This window comes from Bartonella sp. AA97HXZ (assembly GCF_042196985.1).
GTDB lineage: Bacteria > Pseudomonadota > Alphaproteobacteria > Rhizobiales > Rhizobiaceae > Bartonella.
On record NZ_JBHIRC010000017.1, the window covers coordinates 1 to 21,269 of the forward strand.

A 21,269-nucleotide genomic window follows, 5' to 3' on the forward strand; every position below is an offset into this window, starting at 1 on the left:
TTTTTATTATGATAAACTTATAAGATATTTACAATAAACTGTTCACATATTTTTCCATTAACAATACTAATAAAAAAACAAAAGATCACGATAATTAAATCTGTATTCCAATACAATAGATAATCATCTCATACCTTAGTTTGATGATATTAATACATATAATTTTTAAAGAGGGAAAAAATGAAAAAAATTATTTTAATATGCTTAGCTCTATTGACTATAGGATTGAATATTACAGGTTGTGGTAAAAGTGAAGAGGAAAAACGTAGAGCCCAACAAGAAGAACAAGCTAAAAAGTTTTTTGAAACAAAATCGCCAGATACAGATCGTGGACATGCATATTAAATAAATACCCCCCGACAATAAAATGTGAGTTATCAATCTCTAACTAAAGAAGCTACTATCTATTTCTCAAAAAGAAAACCATAGCTTCTTTAGTTCTTATCTATTGCAGATCCTGCTCCAGAAATTGTATTTTCAATAGTATTACTTATTCCAGCTTCACTAGATTGAGGTTTATTATCACTAGAAAATTGGATATCATTATATTCTGGTGGTGTAGGTGGAGTATTAAGACTAAGGTTTTTTGCATCTTCCATTCCTGGAACACAAAAAGAAGCCATATGCCCAACACCTTTTAAAGTCATATCGGCAACATCTCTCATTTTTGGAAGAACTGAATTAGATTGATCTGAAGAAGATGATTTAGATTGATCTGAAGTAGCCGATTTAGATTGAGGTTTACTAGTGCTAGTGGAACGGCTTTCCCCTCCTGCTACACGTGGATTTGCGCCCGATGTAGGTTTATTCCCACTATCTTTAAAAGAGTTTCCAGTCATTTTAGAAGCGTTTACACTACTTCCTGTTCCACCAGCAGCAGATGCTCCACCAGCAGCGGATGCTCCACCAGCAGCGGATGCTCCACCAGCAGCGGATGCTCCACCAGCAGCAGATGCTCCACCAGCAGCGGATGCTCCACCAGCAGCAGCTGGTGCTGCTGCCCCACCAGTTGCTGCTACAGCAGCTATGCTCGCAGCTGCTCCTATAGCAGCGCCAGCCATTGCTCCAATAGTTGCACCACTCCCACCACTTGTTCCAGAAATTAAACCAGCAATAATTTCCGGAATAGTCTTTGTTAAATACGCACACAATAAACTAAGTCCCAGCAATGTCCAATTTGACGCCGCAGAATAAACATATGCTTCTTTCCATACCCCCATAGAATCAACAATCAAAGTCGCTAAGAGTGTAAGTACGAATAATTTTGCACCAACAGAGACAGCGTAGCGAAATGTTGTTATACTTATCTCTCGTGTCCATTGGGTCGCCCCAAACCCCATAAATATAACAGATGCATTGATTACGATATATGATTCAACAAGTGTAACAGCTAGTAAAACAGCGATATAGCAGAAGCATAAAAAAACAATAATAGACTGAACAGCAATCAACACAGAAGTGATCGGATTCCAAGTGCTCACATTTGCCATAGCTTCCATAATATTAGAAGCTTCACCCAAAACATCTGCAGGAAAAAGACTCCTAGATCTTCCGCTTGCATGAGCTGCTACTGTACGAAAACTCTCAACAATAGCTGTCCCCCATTCTTGAGAATATTCTAAAAGAGCTGCAAAAAAGCCTATAACAAGAATGAATTTCACTAACTCCCCAACTAAATCAGCAATATCAGATTGCTTAAACAAAAAAGGAATAAAGCTAAAAATAAATTGAATAATAGCCAATAACCAAAAAAGACGAAAACCATAATAATGTAGTTTTGAATGCCATTGATGAGATTGATGTTCTATCAAATCCAATAAACCAGTAAATGTTTTAGTTTTGTCTAATCCATCTGCAAAAGAAATATCTGTAAAAAACAAATACCCTAGCACAATCAAAAAAAATATTAAAATAGCGCTTTTTTTGTTTTTTAACACTTGGTAATTTTCCATTTTTAATATGCATGTCCACGATCTGTATCTGGCGATTTTGTTTCAAAAAACTTTTCAACATCGGCATCATATTTGGCTTTACGCTCCACTTCATTGGCAGTGTAGTTTGCTTGTAAAGTGGTATTATTAGCAACAAGATCACGAAGTAGCTGCAACTGTTTCACTTGTTGTGCGGCAATTTCATTTCCAGCTTGAATAGCTTGCATACGCCCTTCTGCGCTTGCTGAACGATCAACAAGTTTTTGCATAAGTTTGTCTTCATCATCAAAACTGCTAGTGTTAATCCCTGCGGCTTCAATAGCAATACGGGAATTAGAAAGACCAGTTTCTGCCCACTTTCTATAATCTTTTTTTGGATTTACCTTTCCAGAATTTTTTAAGTAATTTTCATAACCAGGAAACATTTGTTCAAATCTGCTATTTAGATTTCCCATACTATAAGAAATGCTCTGGCCGTCTTGATAAACTTGTTTCAATTTTTGTAAAGTGTTCTGCAAACCATCAAATTGTGGACTCGAAAATGAAAGTCCCTGTTTTATCATATCTTTATATTGTTGAAGCTGCGTTTGAAGTTGTTTAGCTGTGTTGATTTGTGTATTAACAGCTTCAACATATTGGCTCATTTGGTTCCAAACAGTTGCACAATTTGCACAAAAAAAAGCAGAAGCGTTTGTTGAATAAACCATGGAACAAAACGTACTAAACAAAAAAAGAAATTTAAATTTTTTCAAGATATTTTTCATAATTAATTCCCCTCATTTCAAGCCATTTTAAAGACCAGTTTTTTGAATTTTCATTGATAAGACTTTTAACTACAGCGAGATCTTCTTTGCTAGAAATCGCTACAAAAGAAAGAGCAATATCACCTAATCCTAATTCAAAAAGACGGCGTCCAAGAATAGATTTATAATAATATTGTCTTTTCTTTTTTGCTGTTTTGATAATTTGAATTTCTTTATCATTCAAACCAATCATTCTATATAGATCAACTGCTCCCGGCGCTCCCTCAGCACCTTTTGTTTCTGCTTCTTCGTTGGGTAACAAAATCTTGGTAGGACATTGTTCCAACAAAACATCAAGAATACCAGAACGAACTGCATCAGACAGGCTTTGTGTTGCCATGATTACGAGGCAATTCTTTTTTCTTAGTTCTTTTAACCATTCACGAATTTTCTCACGAAAAACAGGATGGCCAAGCATAATCCATGCTTCGTCAAGTGAAAGAATAGATGGTTGTCCTTTCAAGCTTCTTTCAAAACGTCTAAACAGATATAACAAAACAGGTAAACCATTTTTATCACCTAGCTTCATGAGTTCATCAATTTCATAGACAATAAAATCATTATGATCTTCAAACTCTTCTTGACCATCTAACAAATGTCCCATAGCACCAGAAATCGTATAATGTGCAAGTGCATTACGGATTTCTTGGTTCTGAATCGAAGTAACAAAATTACTGAGTGAACGCATGTTTTTAGGTGTTTGACTCATCTGCTTCATTGCACGATGAATTTCCATTTTTTGCTGAGGAGACGGTGTTTGACCCGTCTGTAATTCATAGCAAATAGCAATCCATTCTTGCGCCCAGAGATTATCGGCTTCTGTATCAATGTCTGCAAGAGGCATAAGAGCACCGACAGCGCTATCACTATCACCAATATCATAATGACGTCCATTTATAGCATAACACAATGTATATAATGAACGACCTTTATCAAAAGCAGTAATATTAGCAGGGAAATGCTTACCATCTTTATCTGTTGCTCTTGACCAATATCTACGCGCTTGCGCTAATAAAAACGCTAAAAGTGTTGATTTACCAGCTCCAGTTGGACCAAATACAAGTGTGTGACCAACATCATCAACATGTAAATTAATCCGAAATGGCGTTGCACCTGTCGTTACTACTTGAGATAAAGCAGGAGAATTATCAGGATAGAGTGGACAAGGATTAAATTGTAAACCTGGCCATACACTTGAGAGAGGTAACATATCAGCAAGATTTTGAGTATTAATTAACGGACGTCTAATATTTGGATAAGTTTGACCCGCAATTGTCCCTAACCATGCTTCCATTGTATTGACTGTTTCAATACGAGCGGCAAAACCTCTATGTTCAATTTCGCGTTTAATTAATCTAGCATTTTCTGCTAAGACCTCACGGTCTTCATGCATTAAAACAATTGTTGGTGAATAATAACCATAAGCAACAAGACCTGAACGAGCTTCGTTCATTGCTGTTTCAGCTTGTTGTGCCATCAACAAAGCATCAGTATTAATAGTTCCTTTATTAGTTTTAAAAACCTGCGAAAAAAATCCCCTCACTTTTTGTTGCCATTTCAATCTATATTTATTTAATGCGGCAACAGCTTCATGCTGGTCCATAAATATAAAACGACTTGACCATCTATAATGTAAAGGAAAACCATCAAGAATATCTAATATTCCAGGATAACTAGCCGATGGAAAACCATCAATTGAAATACATGTAATAAATTTATCTCCGAGACGTGGAGTATCTCCTGGCCACAAGTCAGTATAACCTAGCCACGAATCCAAATACATAGGACAATCTGGTATTCGAAGAGCAACCGCTTTGCCATTAATAGCATAATGTAAATAATTGACAAGCTGGTCGCTTTCATAAGTCTCATCACCATTCCTAATAGTGACCGCTTTCATTCGCTGCATTTTAAGAAGATCACCAAGCCCAACATAAAAATCCTCTATTTTCTTTTTAAAATCGTCAAGTAAACGTTCAGCAGGAGTAGTTGATTCAACGGTATCGTCTTCATAAACAATTTCCCCCAACTTTGACGATTTTCGTGTAGGCGGTAGATACTGCATTAATAAAGCGTATTCTGTTTCGTAGTGCGTATCACTTCGCTGAAAATAAAAACGTCTTTCTGCATCAATCAATGCTGTAATGGGATCAGGAAAATGAGACAATTCAGGATCTGAATAACTTGGTGACTCTAAGCGTATAGCATCCACCCATATCGCCCATCCCGAATGAAATCGAGAGAGATATGTGTTAACCAAACCTGTTATATAATTTCTTTCTGCATCCGTTGCTGACATGGGGTCATCTCCACGGATAAAAAAGCCGGCCAATAAAGAACCATCTTTTCCCAAAATAATGCCGTCATCAATTAAAGCTGCAAAATTTAAAAGATCAGGAAGTCCAGCAAGCGTAGAGCGAAAATGTTTTAACTTAAACATTAATAAGGCCTTGTTGATTTTGCAACACGAAATGGTCGTGAAAACGGAGCGTAATAACTACGATATCTCAATTGACGAATATAAATTCGAGACAAGATAGGATCAAATTTGGCCATTCTACGTAAAACGTAAAGACAAACAACCCAGATACAAATACCAATAGTTGCTGCTACAATGTTCATTGCTGAAACAATAAGAATTCCAGTTAAAAGCATTGATAGCAGCATTAATTCACGTTCTCCTCCCATAATTTGTTGAGGTCTGTGAAGAGAACGGAACAATTGTGTATATTGTTTGCCTCCCATTAAAGTCCTCCAACCACAACGTTAGCAGGAACAACAGCACCAGAAAAGAGAGCGCCTGTAAGAAGAGTGTTTGCAAAAACAATCACACTGATAACCAAAACAAGATAAATAATACGCTTTACAAACTCGCTAACTTCACCACCAAAAATCAGTGTAGCTCCACCAGCAACAAGCCCCAATAAAGAAACCACGAAAGCAACAGGACCAGAAACAGATTTTTTTAACTTCTCAAGAGGTGCTTCCCATGGAAGAGATGCTCCACCACCAGATGTTGCATCAGAAGCATATGCAATATCTCCCAAGATAAGATAGAGAAAGACTGCCGCCCCTATAATAAGAAAAAACAACACAATGTGATTATATAAATTACTTCTTGTTTGTGTTAAAGATAGTTGCATATTTTGCTCCTTTAATGAATGATTTTTGTTATGTACTTGTTGAGTGCGAGGTCGTACTCACAAACTTCAATAATTTCTTTGACTTTGCGACCTGAGGAGGTTTTTTCAATACTCAAAACTACATCAATTGTTTCCGCTATCAGTGATTGCATGGAAGCAATGGTTACTTCTGATATTAATTGTTGGATTCTTGTTAATCCTGCTGTTGCATCATTGGCGTGAACAGTTGCTATTCCACCTGGATGTCCAGTATTCCAGCTTTTTAACAAAGCTAAAGCTGCGCCATCTCTTACTTCGCCAACAATAATGCGATCTGGTGCCATACGCATAGTCACCTTTAACAACCGCGTCATATCAATATATTCCACAGCTCGAAATGTTACAGTATTAGGTGCAGCGCATTGAAGTTCAGCTGTATCTTCAATGATTACAAAGCGCTCTTCAGGAAATGTATCTGTCATTTCCTTTAAGATTGCATTCGTTAAGGTAGTTTTTCCAGTTCCTGTTCCACCCACAACAAGAATATTTTTATGATCTTTAACAGCAACATTTAAAAGCGATCTTTGATGTGGAGTAATGATGTTTTTTGCAACATAGTCATCTAAAGTAAAAATTTTCGTTGCTTTTTTTCGAATTGTAAATGTTGGGGCGGAAACGATAGGTGGAATTACCGCTTCAAAGCGGCTTCCATTCATTGGTAATTCGCATTCAAGAATAGGATTTTCTTTGGTAATTTGCGTTCCAAGAGCTGTAGCTACTGTTCCCATAGCGGCTTCTGCCCTATGCGCATCCACCATGCCGACAGCTTTTTTAGGTTCTCCCAAATGTTCAACCCATAATGTACCATCAGGATTTAACATAATTTCTATGACTGTAGGATCATCTAGGTAACCCCATATCTGCGGTCCAAATTCAAAACGCAGCTTCTCAATGAGACGTCTATTTTGCTCTGAACTTCGTCCACCTTTAAATGCTGTAACAGCCATTCTCCCATCCCCGCTTTTAAGAATATACCCCGTTCACTCTAGATAATGAGAAGAATGTAAAACTTAAAGCTTTTTAAAATAATGTCGGCATAATAATTTAAAGATTAAATTTGAACAACAAAAATATCTATCGTAATAGCAAAAATCCACATTCCTGTTACTTAAATTCTATGGTTTTTTATTAAAGAGAATGACCTTTATCGCGCGCAAGATCTATACCTATAGCTTTAGCTTGCATTTTTTCATAAAGTTTTCGCATCACCTTCATATTGTCCCTCCGCACATCAATGATTGATTTCTCAACTGATGTTAAACGCGCTTTGTCCAGATTTCCTAGTCGTGTATAATGAGACGCCATTGCTTTTCGCGCTTCATCATAAGGCAATCCTCCTTTACGATGCTTTGGTAGACTATGTCCTCTATTTATCGCATCATATTTCTCAGAATTAGAAACCAATTTTATGTGATCTTTAACAACATCTATTTCAGTTAATGCTGTTTCAAGGCTACTGGCCATAGCTTTACTATTAGCATACCGAAGCAAATCATCCTTTATAAGATCACTCTCCGTATCAAGAAGCGATGATAAATCCCCACTTTTTCCAACATTACGAATATGATCACATAGATTACTTCGCACATTGTGTAATTTTTGAGATACTAATGTTTTTTCAAGATCTTGTACTAGTATACTTTGTTGTAAAAAAAGCTCTTCTAATTTATTAGAAATGATGACCTCCTATTACAACACCTTTATCTAACCAGTCCGGGCCATATTTTTCATCAGCACTTTTGGTAGAAAATCCCATATCACGTATAAATTGCGCTCCACGTTGATGTCTAAGAAGTAAAAGTGCATGTGCTGGATATTCAGCCATCGCTAACCATTCCCAAGTTGCTTTGTTATCATTCGCCTTGGAAGCTGCTTCTGCTTCAACCATATAGATACTGTTTTGAGAAAGACCACCTGCTCGTAATTCCTCGCGTTCAGCATCAGTCATATAACTTTTTGGTAATTTATTTTCCATGAAAACCTCCTTATCTTAGTGTATGTTTACATATTAATTTAAAGGCTAGATCTGAGCAATAAAAAACAAATCCTCTACCTAACTAAAACTCACTTTCAATTTCGCGCTTTTTTCTTTCTCTATATGAAGCTGCGTTGGGATTTTGAGAAAGTTTTTGTTCTCTATCCTGCAAAATATGAGATCTTACACGAGAAATCATAGCTTTATCACTTGAATTAATATTACGACCATTGAGGGTAGTTGCTCTTTGGCGAAGTTGATTAGCAGCTTCACGCTCTTCATAAACATATTGATCATCAAGTGCTGTTGTTGGGTCATCAATAGCAAATTGGTCCTGCATATTTGCAAGTGTTTGGAGTCGCTCGGACATCACTCTTGCTTCTATTTCGGCAATTTTCATTTTAGATGTAAAATCGCTTCTGGCTTTATCACTACCATGTATTCTTTTGTAATCGTCCCAATCAGAAAATTTGTTCTCTTCTTTCTGAAATTCCGGATAAACTACTCCTCCTCCAACATCTGCTGCCGCATTATAAGCAGCGGTAATTCCAACATTGGTTCCTTTTTTTCCATTAGAAAGTAATTTTTCTTGCGAAGCATGATCATTATCCGCAACAAACAAAATCACGCGATCTGGATATTTATCACGCATTACTCTACCTACATTTTTTAAATTTCCAGAGTCAAAAGCCGCTACAACTGGCATATGAGTCATTTGTGCTACAGAAAAAGCTGTTGCATATCCTTCCGCAATAAGGATAGGATTTTCTAAATCATTATTAAGGGCGGATATTCCTACATTATTAGAACCTACAATCGTAAAACACTCATGTTTTTTCCCATCTTTCATAAAAGATTTAAAAGTAGGATTAACCGTCTGAAGGGTACTTAAATTATTATTTTTATCCCATATTGGAATAATTAAATCACCTGCCAAAAATGTGCGGATATTAGGATTGCTTTTTTTTATTATTTTTGCTTCCTCAACTGACTTTGCAACTCTCACCCCTTGTTTTTTAATGTCCTCTGGAAAATCATCTGGAACCTCTCTTAAATCACTCGTCTGATTTATACCTTTAAGCTTACAATATGCATTATCTGGAGTTGCTATTTTACTAGCCTCCCATATTTGTGATGAAAGTGTCGCTGCATTATTTTGTTTTTCTGCAATCTCTTTTCTTAAAATTTCTTGTCGCTCTTTAGCTTCTATGGCTAATCTTTTTTTTTCTTCTAAAGATAAAGGCGCCGCAGACTTTTCAGGTTTCCAATAAATTTTCTCACCAGTGCGAAAATTTTGAATATAGCCACCATCCAATGAGGAATAACCAATATAAGCCCCACTCTTTTGAGTTTTTTTATCATTTTCAACGGAAACTCTATGCAATTTTCCATCCATAAGTGGATTCTCAACAATTAAACCAGCAGAACGAAGCGCCTCCTTGAACTGTTGTTCTATCGGCAAAGTTGTGTTTGGTTCTGCATCTCCATGAGAAAACCTAGCAAAACCTTTTTCAATTAAATTTGTACCAGCAGGAACATACCAAGATTTTGCATCTTTATCCCACTTAGCTCCAGTGGCTTTTGCCTCTTCTTTTTGTGAATAAGGAACATTCAAAAAAATCTTTTCTGTATTAGCTAGTTCACGATCAGTGTTTATCGATATAAATGACTCTTTCTCAGCCTCAACAACTTTGACTGTTTCTAATCCTATTATGAAATTTTTGATTTTTTCTGCTTCAAAAGCCGCTCTAAAAATTTCTTTTGGATCATTCTGCATAGCTTCAATCCATGAAGAAACATAGGAAGCGTTATGACTTGGATCATAACCTATATTCAATTCCTCTCCAATCATAAAGGAGGCAATAGTTGTTCGAAGCTTTTCTTTGGCATATCCAGAAGACCCAACAGGATACATCATGTCACGATTAAGTCTTGAAAAATGTCCAGTCCAATGTCCAAGTTCATGTAATGCTGTAGCATAAAAATAATCACTTGAATCAAATTGAGATTGTTTTGGTAAAAAAAGAGTATCATTATCACCACCACGATAGAAAGCATGATTTCTATCATCAATATCAATTTTTGCGCCTGATGCGGTTAAAAGTGCTTTTGCTCGTGCATGTCTTACCTCTTCCGATAAAATAGGACGTGGTTCCAATGGAGGTAATCCATCAATTTGTTCACCATTAAAAACTTTTGCTAAAAAAATACGGGGGTAAGAAAGTTTTTCAAACTTCTCATGTTTTTTTCCATCATCATCATAAAAAGAGACCTTTTCATTCTGTTTCCAATAAATAATATCCGTACTTTTCATACCTTTTTTAATTCTACAGTCCATTTCATTTGCCTGCTGATATGTAAGCCAACGTGGATCAGTATATTTTTGGCTTGCAAGCCAAAGATTATTAATACCATTATAATTTTTACCTGTTTGTGGATTATAAGGAGATCTCACACATCCGGGAGGTAATGGTTGCTGCCATGGTGCTGCTCCTTGTTGAAGCAGTTTAATAAAATGATCTGTTACTGTTTTTGCATAATCAAAACTCATCACTCCCCCCTATATCATTAAAATTATCAATTTCAGATGGATCTGTAATACACGACGAATCCCAAGCGTCTTCTTCTGAAAGGGCTGTTTCTAAAAAAACTCCATAGCTTTCTGCTTCTTCTGAATCCAACTCAACTTGTATTCCGGGTATAAAAACATCATTTAAAACTGTAGAAATTACATGACATACTTGTATTCGCGCTTTTTTCATTATTAAAATCTCAATTCTTAAAAGTTAAAATGGGTTTAGCAGCACCGATAATATTCATAATCGAAACAGCTCCAAAATAACGACTATCAAAACTTACAGGATCAAAACTTGAAACAAACCAAGCATATCCTTCTTCAACAAGGTATTTTCCATTTGGCATACTTGATATCCCCCCTCTTCTTTGGCTATTTTTCAATAAATGACCATTAACACTGATACCTTTTTCAGTTATGTTAATCACATCACCAGAAAGAGCTACTAATGGTTTCAAAAAAGGAACAGACCCGCTAGGACAAGCTCCAGATTGAAGATATCCTTTTTCAATAAACATCTTAACGATAGGTACATCTGGAGGACAAACCTCCATAAGCTCCCCCCTTCGTACTTCTTTTTGAAAATAATTAACTTTCCAAAGACCTACAGGCGCCGAATGCGAATAATTAATTCTGAACCCTTGGGAAACGGCAAATAGAACAAAACATGCAAGCGTAATAGTACATAAAGTAAGAATGGCCATAGCTTTTTTCATGAGAGAACAAAGCCTTTCTTATCTTCTTTGCTTTTATTTCTCTCATGCAAACGATCTGTAGCAGGAGGAGAAATTTTTGACCTTTCTGAAAAAACTGGATCTAAAAAATAAAGAATTTGTGTTCCTCTAATGACGCTATTTCCAGCTACAAAAATAAGCATTTCCCCAGGTTCAACAATATTCCCAGAATTATCTTTTTTTGCTCCAGGCAGGCGCATGATTTCATCGGGCGTCATCAATGGGCGGCGTGTTTCTTCATAAGACGTTGAAACCTGTTCAAGTGCCATACCAAAACGTTTTCCAGAAGTGGAAATCTTTTCGCGAACAACCGTCGTCTCTCCCGCCATTTTACTCATCCATTCGGCTGTTTCGACTTTATTAGGAGCGTAAGCAATACGAATATGACAATTTGAAATAATACTTTCATTTGTAGTGTAAGCTTTGTAGAGCTGTTGCACATCTTGAGTGATGATATAAGCTTTAAGCCCGTATCCAGCAATGTAGGCAAGAGCCTTTTCAAAAATTTCCAATTTTCCCAAAGTTGGAAATTCATCAAGCATTAAAAGCAAACGATGTTTGTGATTGGTTTTGGATCTTCCATCATCAAATTCCATGCGATCTGAAAGAGAAAGAACCATTTGGGTCAATAGCAATCGTGCTAATGGTCTCATTCTATCTAAATTACGCGGCGTTGTAATGAAATACAGTGAGACGGGATCTTCTGTATCCATCAAATCACTAATATAAAAATCACAATATTTTGTGTTTTCACCAACAATAGGATCACGATAAAGAGACAGAGCATTATTTGCCGTCGAAATAATAGACCCTAACTCGCGTGCTGGTGTTCCAGCCATACGACGACCAACACCGTTGATAACAAGTTTTGCTTCTTTATCTGCATCCTGAAATAGAGGATCATCACTTTTTATATCAAGATTTTCCATTTCATGAAACAAACTAGAAAGCGCTTTTGGATCACCGTCTTCATCAAAATCATCATTATTTTCAATAACAGTAGCAAAATCTCCTACTCCCGTTAACATGTGTGCACAATCTTGCAAACAAGGTATACGTCCAATTTTTTCTGCCTTGTAAAGAGCATGAAGAATGAGACCATTCAAAAGTTCAAAAGCCGCTGATCTAAAATGATCACCAGCAATCCCTTTTCCATCATCATCAATAACCATTAAGGCTATGTTTTGTGCATCCGCTACTTGATAACGTGTTCTGAAACGAATTTCTCCTAATGGATTCCATGAACATCCAACTTTTGGTTCTGCTGGATCAAATCTTAGGATCTTATTCCCTGCATACTTTTTCCGCCATCCAGAAGTCATGGCATAATTTTCACCTTTTGTATCAAGAACAAAAAGACTGTGTGGCCAACTCAAAAGAGTAGGTACTACTAAACCAACACCTTTACCAGAACGTGTAGGCGCTAAAGCTGCTATATGCTCTGGTCCATCATGACGCAAATAATGCAACATTCCTGTTTTTGGATCAGCAAATGCTCCACAATATACACCCTCTCCTTTCTTTTTATGTGGTATAAGCCCCATTTCTTGAATTTCATCAAAATTTGCAAAATGCGCTGTTCCATGTAAATCATCGGTACTTTTGTTACTCCTTGAAGAAAAACCAGCCCAAAGAGTAAAACCAACAAATCCAATCAAAAGACCAGCACAAAAGAGAACAAATATTACATTACACTGACTAGGAGCATAATCATAAAATTTAAAGACCCAAGAAAACCAAGAAAAGGGCGAATACACTCCTTTAAAATTAGAACCAAGAGAAACACTATAATGAAAAGTATGTGCTAAATATTGTGTACAAAATTGATTAAGGAGAATAAAATATACAATGAATAAAAAGATAAATATCAATCGAGATTTTCTTTTGGGTGTATGTGTAGATTGATTTCCCAATTTTCCCCCCTTATCCATATTTAATTTAATATTTGAATATGATCAATTAAAATGCTTGTGGTTTCTTTACACAAAATTGTTTTTTCAATCTAAAATAAGTAGCATGAGAATTTCCCAAAAATCTCTACTAAGAATTAAAGCTGTTTTTTTTAAAATTAATAAGGACGTGCCGCCATTGGATGACCTTTCCAAGCAGGTAAAATAATATCTTTTGTTACCATGACATTGAAATTATAACCAGGACGAATAATTATTGTTGGCTGAATACCTAAATTTTTACGTGTCATTTCAATACCGACTTCGCCCCATTGTCTACCAAGCTCTGCCGCTAACGTTTCTTTTGCTGTCTCTGTTTTACTATCATCATTACCTGTCTTATGTGTTTTTTGAGACAATTGTGAAGCTCCCGAAATGACAGAAAGTAAAAAAGCATTACCAAAAATTTTTAAATAATGATTATGAACCTTATCCTTAAATCCAGCATAACCAGACTGATCTGTCCCCGGCATATTCCCAAGAGATAAAGAAGAACCATCAGGATAAATAACTCTCGACCAAGCAATAAGCGCTCTTTTTTGACCAGTAGATACACGACTATCATATGTTCCTATCAGCCTCGACCCCATAGGAATTAAAACATTTTGACCAGTAGCGGAATCGTAGACACTTTCTCTTACTTGAGCTATAATTTGTCCAGGCAAATCACTATTAATACCACTTATCATAACACTAGGAATAATGGTTCCAGCCTTAATCTCAAGACTTGCCTTGATAGCTTCTTGACGCGTATTTTTTAAATAAACAGCTGCTTCTGGAGATTGAGATAAAAAAGCAATTTTTTGTGATTGCATATTAGGATCATGTCCTCCATCACCATTGTACAACGATGAATTAGCGGATAATCCAGATCGACCAAATAAATTTTCAAGAGTTGCTTTTTGCGGATCTGTATCTTGAACTTGAGACTGATTTTGCATCTTTGAATTAATTGTAAAAGAAACCATAGGATCAGAATCTAAAGCAGCCTCCATTTTAGCAAAACGCCTCTCTACAATATGTGTTAATAATCTCTTTTGTGTTTCATCTTCTTCATCTACAGTTTCATCGAGCGGCTTTTGTTCTGGATCTTTTGTTAGCAACTTCTTAGTTTCAATTGGTTTGGTTGACTGTGCTGGTAAGATCTCTGGTAATTTTGCTTGAACATAATCATCACCCTCTGGACGAATTGGCAACGGTGTTTCATCCACAAATAATTTTTTTTTGTTTTCTAAGACAACATTATTAGATTGCTGTCGCAACATAAAAGTATATGTAATACCAAGCAGAGCAAAAAAAATGATACCTATAGCACCTATAAAAGGTATATTGTTTAACCGCCGTACACCTCGTCCTTTGGGTTTTACAGAAAAAAAATCAGGAGATTCAGAAGGACTACTTTTTTGATCGTTTTTCACCCTTTACCCCCATCATCTACACGAGCAATAAAAGGAGCGGCCGGTACAATATTTCCAGTTTTTAAACGAACATAATGACGCGTTATTTCAGTTAAACCATATTGTGCCACCAATACTATACCTTGATCCAAGGGCATCACTTTGTAGGTTAAATTTATACCCGTGTTTTTATGTTTTTCTGGTTGATCTGTATAAATTACACCGTAGCCATTCCTTTGTAGAAGACTAACCAATAAAGATGTAAACTTATCTTCTTTATCATTTGTTTTTACAATAAATGTTGTAGTTGCAGGCGGCAAAGGATCTCTAAGATAGCGAACAAAATCACTAGTAATTAAATTTGCGTCATTCTCCGTAATATTTTGATCAACATAATTAACCAACAAAGGTGAATGGCGACTTATAGACGTGCAACCAACTGTCAAAGCAAGAGGTAACAGCAATAAATATTTTAACATTTTAACGCCCCCTAATAATTGTTACTCTCTGCTGAGAACTTCCTACACCAGAAATCATAGCTACTTTGCTAATAACGGCATCAACAACATATCTATTTCCAATAATGCGATAGTTTATTAATCTTTCACTAGGCTTTTTTAAGAAGCCACCATCATCACCAACAGCAATTAAAGCAGGCGCCATTCCTCTAATTCCATCACTAGGTAATTCAATGTAAGTTTTAAACCCATCTGTATAAACCCGTCTCGGATACCATTTAATTCTTCGATCACTAATCGTAATACGAAAGTTAAAATCAAGATCAGCTAAGTTTTGACCTGTTGCTAATGTATTACGGCTTTTATCTGTAGCCGCTTTATACGCAGACCAATCTTGATCTGTATCATCAGGATAAATAAAAGAAAGAACAGGAATTGAAGAATTTTGCGTACTAGCAAGTTTGATCATATAAGTACGGCGATCCGTCGTAATAAAGAGATTTGTTGTTAAACCAGCATCTACAGGCTTTACAACAACATAAGTTGTTTCTGCGGCTCCTACACCACTTACCGTGGGACTAATTTTCCATCTTACAGTATCACCAGCATGGAGAGAATTTATAGTCTCTCCCGATTGTAACTGTATCGTGCAAACCTCTAATGGTGTACACACCAATGTAGGCAAAGTAGCTCCATAAAGATATCTAACACTGCCGTCACCAGAATATATAGGTCTTTTGGGATTATTCTTCCATTGATTTGCTAATCTAATTCCCCATGCTTCCTTATCAGTAAGATGTATTTTTTGAGGAGAAACAAAATTAATGTTGTGTGATACATCTGTCGCCAGAGCTTTTGATGTTACAAAAATCACTGTACTTATAAAAATAAATTTCTTAAACATAAAATTCCCGCTTTACGCTTTACTATGATTGTTCTTAAAGTCTTGGCGTCCATGCAAATTGTTTAACATATAATCCAATAGGATTTAGCATCATTTGCTTTTCAGTTTTTGGTATTGCTAAAATAATTGTAGCGGTAGCTTGCCAAAGTTTACTATCAATAATAGCTCCGGATCGTGCTCTTTTCTTTTCAGTCCATTCAATTTGCCAAGTATCATTAGAAACAGGAACAATTGCATTAACTTGAATTTCTACTGTCTCCATTGAAGCACGTGAATAAGGATCATTTTGTTTATGATATTCAACAAGCATAGCATATGCTGGTGATTGAGGTAAGGTCATTGAGTATGTCTGGTTTATGAGATCTTCTTCTGCTCTCATATCAACATAAACAGTACGTGCCCCAATCAGCCAATTACGTAATGCCGCCCGAATATGGGTTGCGTTTGGTTTAGAAGCAACATTTGCCTTTGATAAATGCGTTACCTCACCGACCGAATTGGTTTGCACTATATAAGGAACAATAGTTTCTTCATTTGCTTTCCAAATGAATGCTCCTACTGACATTGCAGTAATAATAATCATTCCAAAAGTTGCTAAACGCCAATTATTAGCGGATTTAATATAATCCCCATACCTTTCCATCCATTCTCTACGCGCTATAATATAGGGATTAGAGGGTTTGTCTTTTATAGAATCTTTGCTTGCTTTCACAGTCCCCCCTTAATTATAAAGTTAAACAGCTCTCTTTAAAGATAAATTAACTTTCTTATGAAACATTTTTCGTTGAATGTGAAGAAAACAATTCCGACTTATCCATAAAATAATTATCTCAAATCAAAAAAAATATATTTTTTAACTGAAAAACATACTTTAAGTCTCTATTTCTTTATCTGAAATATTTTTAACACTGTTTTTTGTAATCTTGACTTTTATGCCTTTTTTCCAATACCCAGCTTGAATGAAACCTCTCTTTGTAGTTTCCTTAACAAAAATTTTCTGATTTTCTTCAAAAAGAAGATAATTCTTTTCTCTAATTTTTCTACGCCCTACATAATTAAATACGGATTCTTCACCGTTCCATGCAACATAAGGAAGATTTTCAGTATATTTATTTCGCTCTTCTATCCACTCTTGAAGTGAATTATGAATGTTATCTTTGCTGTGTTGCTTCACTTCATTCTTTAAAGCGTTTAAAACAGGATCATCAAAGACAACATTCATATTGTGAACACCAGCCAATTTAGCAACTTCTTGTTTGAATTCTTCTGTGCCATTTAATACAAGTGGCTGATCTTTAAATTTTTCAACAGCAAGACTTAAAGCAATATACGCTGACCCAGTAGTAAATTTTTGTGCATGAATTTTCTCACCAGCATCAATAATGGTCCCACCATCAATGCTTTTATACAAAATATTTCCATTCTTCAAAAAAGAAGGTTTTAAATTCTTACGTAAAAATTTACCTGTTTTTCCAGCTGTTTTCCCAGTTAACAAATTATTAGATAAAACAACGCGACGCTCATTCATTGAATGCAAAACATCCATAGCATCTTTATCACCAATATTTGCTTGTTGGTGTAACCAATCTAACCAATTTGGAAATCTAGTTTCTGCTAACTTTCTTTTAGCTATCGCTTGCTTTGTTCTTAATTCTTGTTGACGAAATGCTTTTTGTAATTTTAACGTTTTTCGTATTCCCGCACGTAAACTTTTTGGTGTCAGTCTCAATAAAGAACTTTGTTGTTTATACCACATAAACAGTTGATTATAAAAAGCATCCTTTTGCGTACGTAATATTTGATATTTTTCTCGTCTTTCTAAATCGCTTGCATTTTTTTGTTCCTTATATCGAGAATACAAAAGTGTCTTAGTCTTACTGTTTTTTCCACGTAAAACTGGTACATATTGCTTCTGTATAATTGGCTTATAATCTTCATAAGTACCAAGTCTCTTTTCAAGAGCTCGTAAAGACAATGCTCTATTACAACTGCTAGCTTTAACCCATAAATCAAGATCAGAAGCTCCTATGACTAATCCACTCCCTTGTTTTTTTACAACGAGACCATGATCAGCAAAACTCTTATGCAGCGCTAACCAATCTGTATAATTAAGTTCTTTAGATATCCTTCCAACATAAGTTGAAAGAGATTCAACTCCGGTCCTATACTCAAAGTTTTTTATCTTTGGTTGCTTGATATTTTCAATGTCACATTCTAATCCATGTGGTGTCTTGATTAAGTTATATTCTTGTTCAATTGTTTGACAGGTTTTCATAAGTGTACGTTTGTCAAAAAAAGGTTCGTAATTACGAAAATTTTCAGGATTTATTTTGTTGATAGCAATATGAATATGCAGATTTTCTGTATCTTTATGGATAGCTGAAATACGTTGATGATTTTCGTAACCTAGCGCAGCACAAAATTTATCTTCAATTGCGTAGAGTGTTTCTCTCTCTGGAGTTTCTCCAACCGGAAAAGATAAGACCAAATGATATGTTTTATCAGTCTTTGATCTTTTATTTTGATCTTGAGTTTTTAAAATGAATTCTGTTGCCATAACAGGATCATCTGTATGACAATTTGTAACTCTTACTGATGCTACTTTTGCGCTATTTTGTATATTATCATCAATTATGTAATCGGATGTAAGTTTCCAATCTCTTGGTAAACTTCCCCCATCTAAATCCATAATATAACGAGCCAATCGTGCCATATTGGATGTTGATTTTTTTCTTTCAACACGCTTAGCAATCATAGTGCGGATATTTTTTCAAAAATTTGTTTTTGGAGTTCACGAAATGCTACCATCATTTTATCTATATCATTTGGTACTCCACCTTTCCCATTATTTGTAACTAACCATAATTTTAATAAACCAGCTACTCTCCCTAAATCGCCTTGTAGCTTAGTGAGGTCCTTTACCGCCTCATAATCTATATTCGCTTTTACGGGTTCAAGTTGTCCAGTAGTACGCAGGTAAGTAGAAATAGACAAGCCTGTCTGTTTTGCATTTTCTTCTATGCTTTCTTTTTCCTCGAAAGTGCACCAAACACTTAATCTAAATTTTCTTGGTCGTGTCATTTTCCCCCTCTTAAATTGCGGATGCAATCAAACCTCGTAGAGCAAGATACGTTGAGCATTTTATGCGAATAAGTTGGGTAATGTTAGTTGCGTAGCGCTACATTACACATCTTGCCGTTTTCTTAAAGAAAAACTTTTATAAAAATTACCAAAATATCCCTTTAATTGACAGTTCTATTTATTTTTTGTAAAGATTTGAAAAATTTTGTAAAGAATTATAAAAAGTTGGTAAGTTAATGAAAAAAAAAACAGAATGGGGGAAAATGCGAATAGTCTTTCTAGCCAACAAAGATTTAATTTTAAAATCCATTAAAGAAGGGTATTCCCTAAAAGAAATTTTAAGAAAAAATCCAAATTTAAATATTTCATATGACGCCTTAGCATCATATGTGCGAAAATATTTTAAAAAGAATCTTGAGACTACTGCTACATCAGATTTATCAGTAAAAACTCAATCCAAAGAATCTACTTCTGCTAATCCTATTACAACACAACAAAAATCACGTACATTTATACACGATACAAACAAAAAATTAGAGGATATGATATGACAAATATTCACATGACCTTACAAGGTAAAGGAGGAGTAGGAAAATCATTTGTAGCTAGTCTTGTGATGCAATATTTACTAGAAAATAAAATAGACGTGAAAGGTATAGACACTGATCCTGTTAATCAAACTTTTGCTAACTATAAAAATTTTAATGTAAAGCATTTAAAACTTCTCGAGCAAAGCGTAATTATTCCCCGTAATTTTGATACTCTTATGGAAGAATTGCTTCATTCTAATTGTCAATATGTTATTGATAATGGAGCTACAACATTTTTACCTCTAGCCTATTATTTAAAGGAAAATGAAGCTTTTGATCTGTTGGCCGCTGCTAAAAAGAATGTAATTATTCATACAATTATCACTGGTGGACAAGCACTGGCCGATACATTATCTGGATTATTTTCCATATGTACCCAAATTCCAAAAACAGCAAATATCGTCGTTTGGAAAAATGAATTCTTTGGTCCCATTACAGCTAATGGAAAAAACTTTGAAGAAATGAAAGTATTTGAAGAAACTAAAGAAAGAATTTCTGCTATTGTTACAATTCCACAACAAACATCTAGCACTTTTGGGGAGGATATAAAAACAATGCTTGATAAAAAATTAACCTTTAACGAAATTACAAATTCAAACGAATTCAGCATTATGGCCAAAAGCCGCTTAGCACGCGTCAAAAGCATGTTATTTGACCAGATAGCTATTATTCCAGGAATATAAAATGTCCGTTGATATTGATGCCATTCGGCAAAAAATAACTAAAGAATTTAATCAACTTGTTCCACCAAATGATCCAATTCTCATGACTGTTTTTTTATCTGATATAATGCTAGATTCAGCTTTAAAAACACTTCACGAACATCAAAATCAAATGATCAATTACATTTTAACTGCACGTAATGCTATGGTAGAGGAAGAAAAAAAAACAGCTGGAAAATTAATAACTGAAGCAGCCACATATATAAACAAAGAAATCAACCAAGAAATGAGTAAAAACTTGAATTATATTTCTGAACAAATGAAATCATATGAAATCTCGTTATCCAAAGTGTCTGCTATAAAATCAAGTGTAGATGATAATATGGAAAGATTTTTAAAAAAACTCAGAAATTATGGAATATTAATAGGTGCTAGTTTATTAGCAAATATTCTCTGTTTTTTTGCTCTTATAATCCATTATTATATAAATTAATATTTTTTAAATCACTTGAAAAAAGTATAGACTTTTTAAAATTCTTATTCAGTGTTTATATCTCAAAATGGAGCCGCATCTTTATGATACGGCTTTTTTTATACCTAAAAAGCAGGCGCCCCCCGCACCTGCTATTTTATTTACGCAACATCCTCATACTCATCACGAAAATAATCATCATCACTACCAAATCTTGGAATTGCCTCATCATGAATTTGATCACCAAATGATAAAGAGGCATTGCTATGAATACAAGAATAGCCAGATACAACAGCATCATACACAACAGCATCATCAATGACACTGGAATGATCACAAATATAAGCACCATCACCAACAATGGCATACCCCCCGACATGAGCATCACCACAAATAACAGATGTATCAGAAATATAAGCATTATCACTTACAGAGGCGTTATCATAAATTTTTGCATTACCTTCAATTACAACAGTGTCTTGAATATGGGCGTTGCCATAAACCTCACAATAATCATTTATTGTCATGCCTTCAAAAATAGCATTACCATAAATTT

22 protein-coding genes and 1 pseudogene are annotated in these 21,269 nt (G+C 35.2%); 4 read left to right on the forward strand and 19 right to left on the reverse strand.

The window, feature by feature from the left end:
* The first annotated feature begins 180 nt into the window (after positions 1 to 180).
* A complete protein-coding gene (locus ACFINE_RS08125) occupies positions 181 to 345 on the forward strand; it encodes a hypothetical protein (protein ID WP_273788557.1) in 165 nt (54 codons plus the stop codon).
* 89 nt (positions 346 to 434) lie between these two features.
* Here ACFINE_RS08125 and trbL read toward each other — a convergent pair whose 3' ends face one another.
* The 18 genes from trbL to ACFINE_RS08215 all read right to left on the reverse strand — a co-directional run bounded on the left by trbL (position 435) and on the right by ACFINE_RS08215 (position 18,989).
* Positions 435 to 1,937, reverse strand: a complete 1,503-nt coding sequence (gene trbL, locus ACFINE_RS08130) for a P-type conjugative transfer protein TrbL (protein WP_375621670.1) — start codon at positions 1,935 to 1,937, stop codon at positions 435 to 437.
* Positions 1,938 to 1,954: 17 nt separating this feature from the next.
* Positions 1,955 to 2,695, reverse strand: coding sequence for a P-type conjugative transfer protein TrbJ (trbJ, locus tag ACFINE_RS08135; RefSeq protein ID WP_375621671.1), 741 nt, complete (start codon positions 2,693 to 2,695; stop codon positions 1,955 to 1,957).
* A complete protein-coding gene (locus ACFINE_RS08140) occupies positions 2,670 to 5,174 on the reverse strand; it encodes a transporter (protein WP_375621672.1) in 2,505 nt (834 codons plus the stop codon). Before ACFINE_RS08140 ends, trbJ begins: the two co-directional genes overlap by 26 nt.
* Positions 5,174 to 5,479: a conjugal transfer protein TrbD gene (trbD, locus tag ACFINE_RS08145; protein WP_208438669.1), complete on the reverse strand. Its 306-nt coding sequence runs from the start codon at positions 5,477 to 5,479 to the stop codon at positions 5,174 to 5,176. The genes ACFINE_RS08140 and trbD overlap by 1 nt, the downstream gene beginning before the upstream one ends.
* Positions 5,479 to 5,877 (reverse strand): TrbC/VirB2 family protein, encoded by a 399-nt coding sequence (locus tag ACFINE_RS08150; RefSeq protein ID WP_208438668.1) that lies wholly within the window; start codon positions 5,875 to 5,877, stop codon positions 5,479 to 5,481. Before ACFINE_RS08150 ends, trbD begins: the two co-directional genes overlap by 1 nt.
* Before the next feature lie 11 nt (positions 5,878 to 5,888).
* The gene (gene trbB / locus ACFINE_RS08155; RefSeq protein ID WP_375621673.1) at positions 5,889 to 6,863 is read right to left on the reverse strand and encodes a P-type conjugative transfer ATPase TrbB; all 975 of its coding nucleotides are present in this window, start codon (positions 6,861 to 6,863) and stop codon (positions 5,889 to 5,891) included.
* Positions 6,864 to 7,044: 181 nt separating this feature from the next.
* Positions 7,045 to 7,503: a hypothetical protein gene (locus ACFINE_RS08160; protein ID WP_375621674.1), complete on the reverse strand. Its 459-nt coding sequence runs from the start codon at positions 7,501 to 7,503 to the stop codon at positions 7,045 to 7,047.
* 82 nt (positions 7,504 to 7,585) lie between these two features.
* On the reverse strand, positions 7,586 to 7,891 hold the full coding sequence (locus ACFINE_RS08165) for a hypothetical protein (protein ID WP_375621675.1): 306 nt from the start codon (positions 7,889 to 7,891) through the stop codon (positions 7,586 to 7,588).
* Positions 7,892 to 7,973: 82 nt separating this feature from the next.
* Positions 7,974 to 10,442: a zincin-like metallopeptidase domain-containing protein gene (locus tag ACFINE_RS08170; protein ID WP_375621676.1), complete on the reverse strand. Its 2,469-nt coding sequence runs from the start codon at positions 10,440 to 10,442 to the stop codon at positions 7,974 to 7,976.
* Positions 10,432 to 10,653 (reverse strand): conjugal transfer protein TraD, encoded by a 222-nt coding sequence (locus tag ACFINE_RS08175; protein WP_208438664.1) that lies wholly within the window; start codon positions 10,651 to 10,653, stop codon positions 10,432 to 10,434. The genes ACFINE_RS08170 and ACFINE_RS08175 overlap by 11 nt, the downstream gene beginning before the upstream one ends.
* A 10-nt stretch (positions 10,654 to 10,663) precedes the next feature.
* Positions 10,664 to 11,182, reverse strand: a complete 519-nt coding sequence (gene traF / locus ACFINE_RS08180) for a conjugative transfer signal peptidase TraF (protein WP_375621677.1) — start codon at positions 11,180 to 11,182, stop codon at positions 10,664 to 10,666.
* Positions 11,179 to 13,113 carry a type IV secretory system conjugative DNA transfer family protein gene (locus ACFINE_RS08185; protein WP_375621678.1) on the reverse strand — a complete coding sequence of 645 codons (1,935 nt, stop codon included), beginning with the start codon at positions 13,111 to 13,113 and terminating at the stop codon, positions 11,179 to 11,181. The genes traF and ACFINE_RS08185 overlap by 4 nt, the downstream gene beginning before the upstream one ends.
* 155 nt (positions 13,114 to 13,268) lie before the next feature.
* Positions 13,269 to 14,567: a TrbI/VirB10 family protein gene (locus ACFINE_RS08190; protein WP_375621679.1), complete on the reverse strand. Its 1,299-nt coding sequence runs from the start codon at positions 14,565 to 14,567 to the stop codon at positions 13,269 to 13,271.
* Positions 14,564 to 15,025: a hypothetical protein gene (locus tag ACFINE_RS08195; protein WP_375621680.1), complete on the reverse strand. Its 462-nt coding sequence runs from the start codon at positions 15,023 to 15,025 to the stop codon at positions 14,564 to 14,566. Before ACFINE_RS08195 ends, ACFINE_RS08190 begins: the two co-directional genes overlap by 4 nt.
* A 1-nt stretch (position 15,026) precedes the next feature.
* Positions 15,027 to 15,908 (reverse strand): P-type conjugative transfer protein TrbG, encoded by an 882-nt coding sequence (trbG, locus tag ACFINE_RS08200; RefSeq protein WP_375621681.1) that lies wholly within the window; start codon positions 15,906 to 15,908, stop codon positions 15,027 to 15,029.
* A 34-nt stretch (positions 15,909 to 15,942) separates the two neighbouring features.
* Entirely contained in the window at positions 15,943 to 16,620 is a 678-nt protein-coding gene (locus ACFINE_RS08205; protein ID WP_273788573.1) for a VirB8/TrbF family protein, read from the reverse strand.
* Between the two features lie 159 nt (positions 16,621 to 16,779).
* Positions 16,780 to 18,663 (reverse strand): TraI/MobA(P) family conjugative relaxase, encoded by a 1,884-nt coding sequence (gene traI, locus ACFINE_RS08210; protein ID WP_375621682.1) that lies wholly within the window; start codon positions 18,661 to 18,663, stop codon positions 16,780 to 16,782.
* A complete protein-coding gene (locus ACFINE_RS08215) occupies positions 18,660 to 18,989 on the reverse strand; it encodes a plasmid mobilization protein (protein ID WP_273788571.1) in 330 nt (109 codons plus the stop codon). Before ACFINE_RS08215 ends, traI begins: the two co-directional genes overlap by 4 nt.
* Before the next feature lie 236 nt (positions 18,990 to 19,225).
* Between ACFINE_RS08215 and ACFINE_RS08220 the strand changes: the two genes are divergently transcribed.
* Genes ACFINE_RS08220 through ACFINE_RS08230 form a run of 3 tightly spaced genes read left to right on the forward strand, consistent with a single transcriptional unit; the run spans position 19,226 to position 20,734 of the window.
* Positions 19,226 to 19,540 carry a TraK family protein gene (locus ACFINE_RS08220; RefSeq protein WP_375621683.1) on the forward strand — a complete coding sequence of 105 codons (315 nt, stop codon included), beginning with the start codon at positions 19,226 to 19,228 and terminating at the stop codon, positions 19,538 to 19,540.
* Entirely contained in the window at positions 19,537 to 20,262 is a 726-nt protein-coding gene (locus tag ACFINE_RS08225; protein WP_375621684.1) for a conjugal transfer protein TraL, read from the forward strand. Before ACFINE_RS08220 ends, ACFINE_RS08225 begins: the two co-directional genes overlap by 4 nt.
* A gap of 1 nt (position 20,263) precedes the next feature.
* A complete protein-coding gene (locus tag ACFINE_RS08230; RefSeq protein ID WP_375621685.1) occupies positions 20,264 to 20,734 on the forward strand; it encodes a hypothetical protein in 471 nt (156 codons plus the stop codon).
* Between the two features lie 140 nt (positions 20,735 to 20,874).
* Here ACFINE_RS08230 and ACFINE_RS08235 read toward each other — a convergent pair.
* Positions 20,875 to 21,269: pseudogene (locus tag ACFINE_RS08235) on the reverse strand (hypothetical protein); the annotation flags it as partial.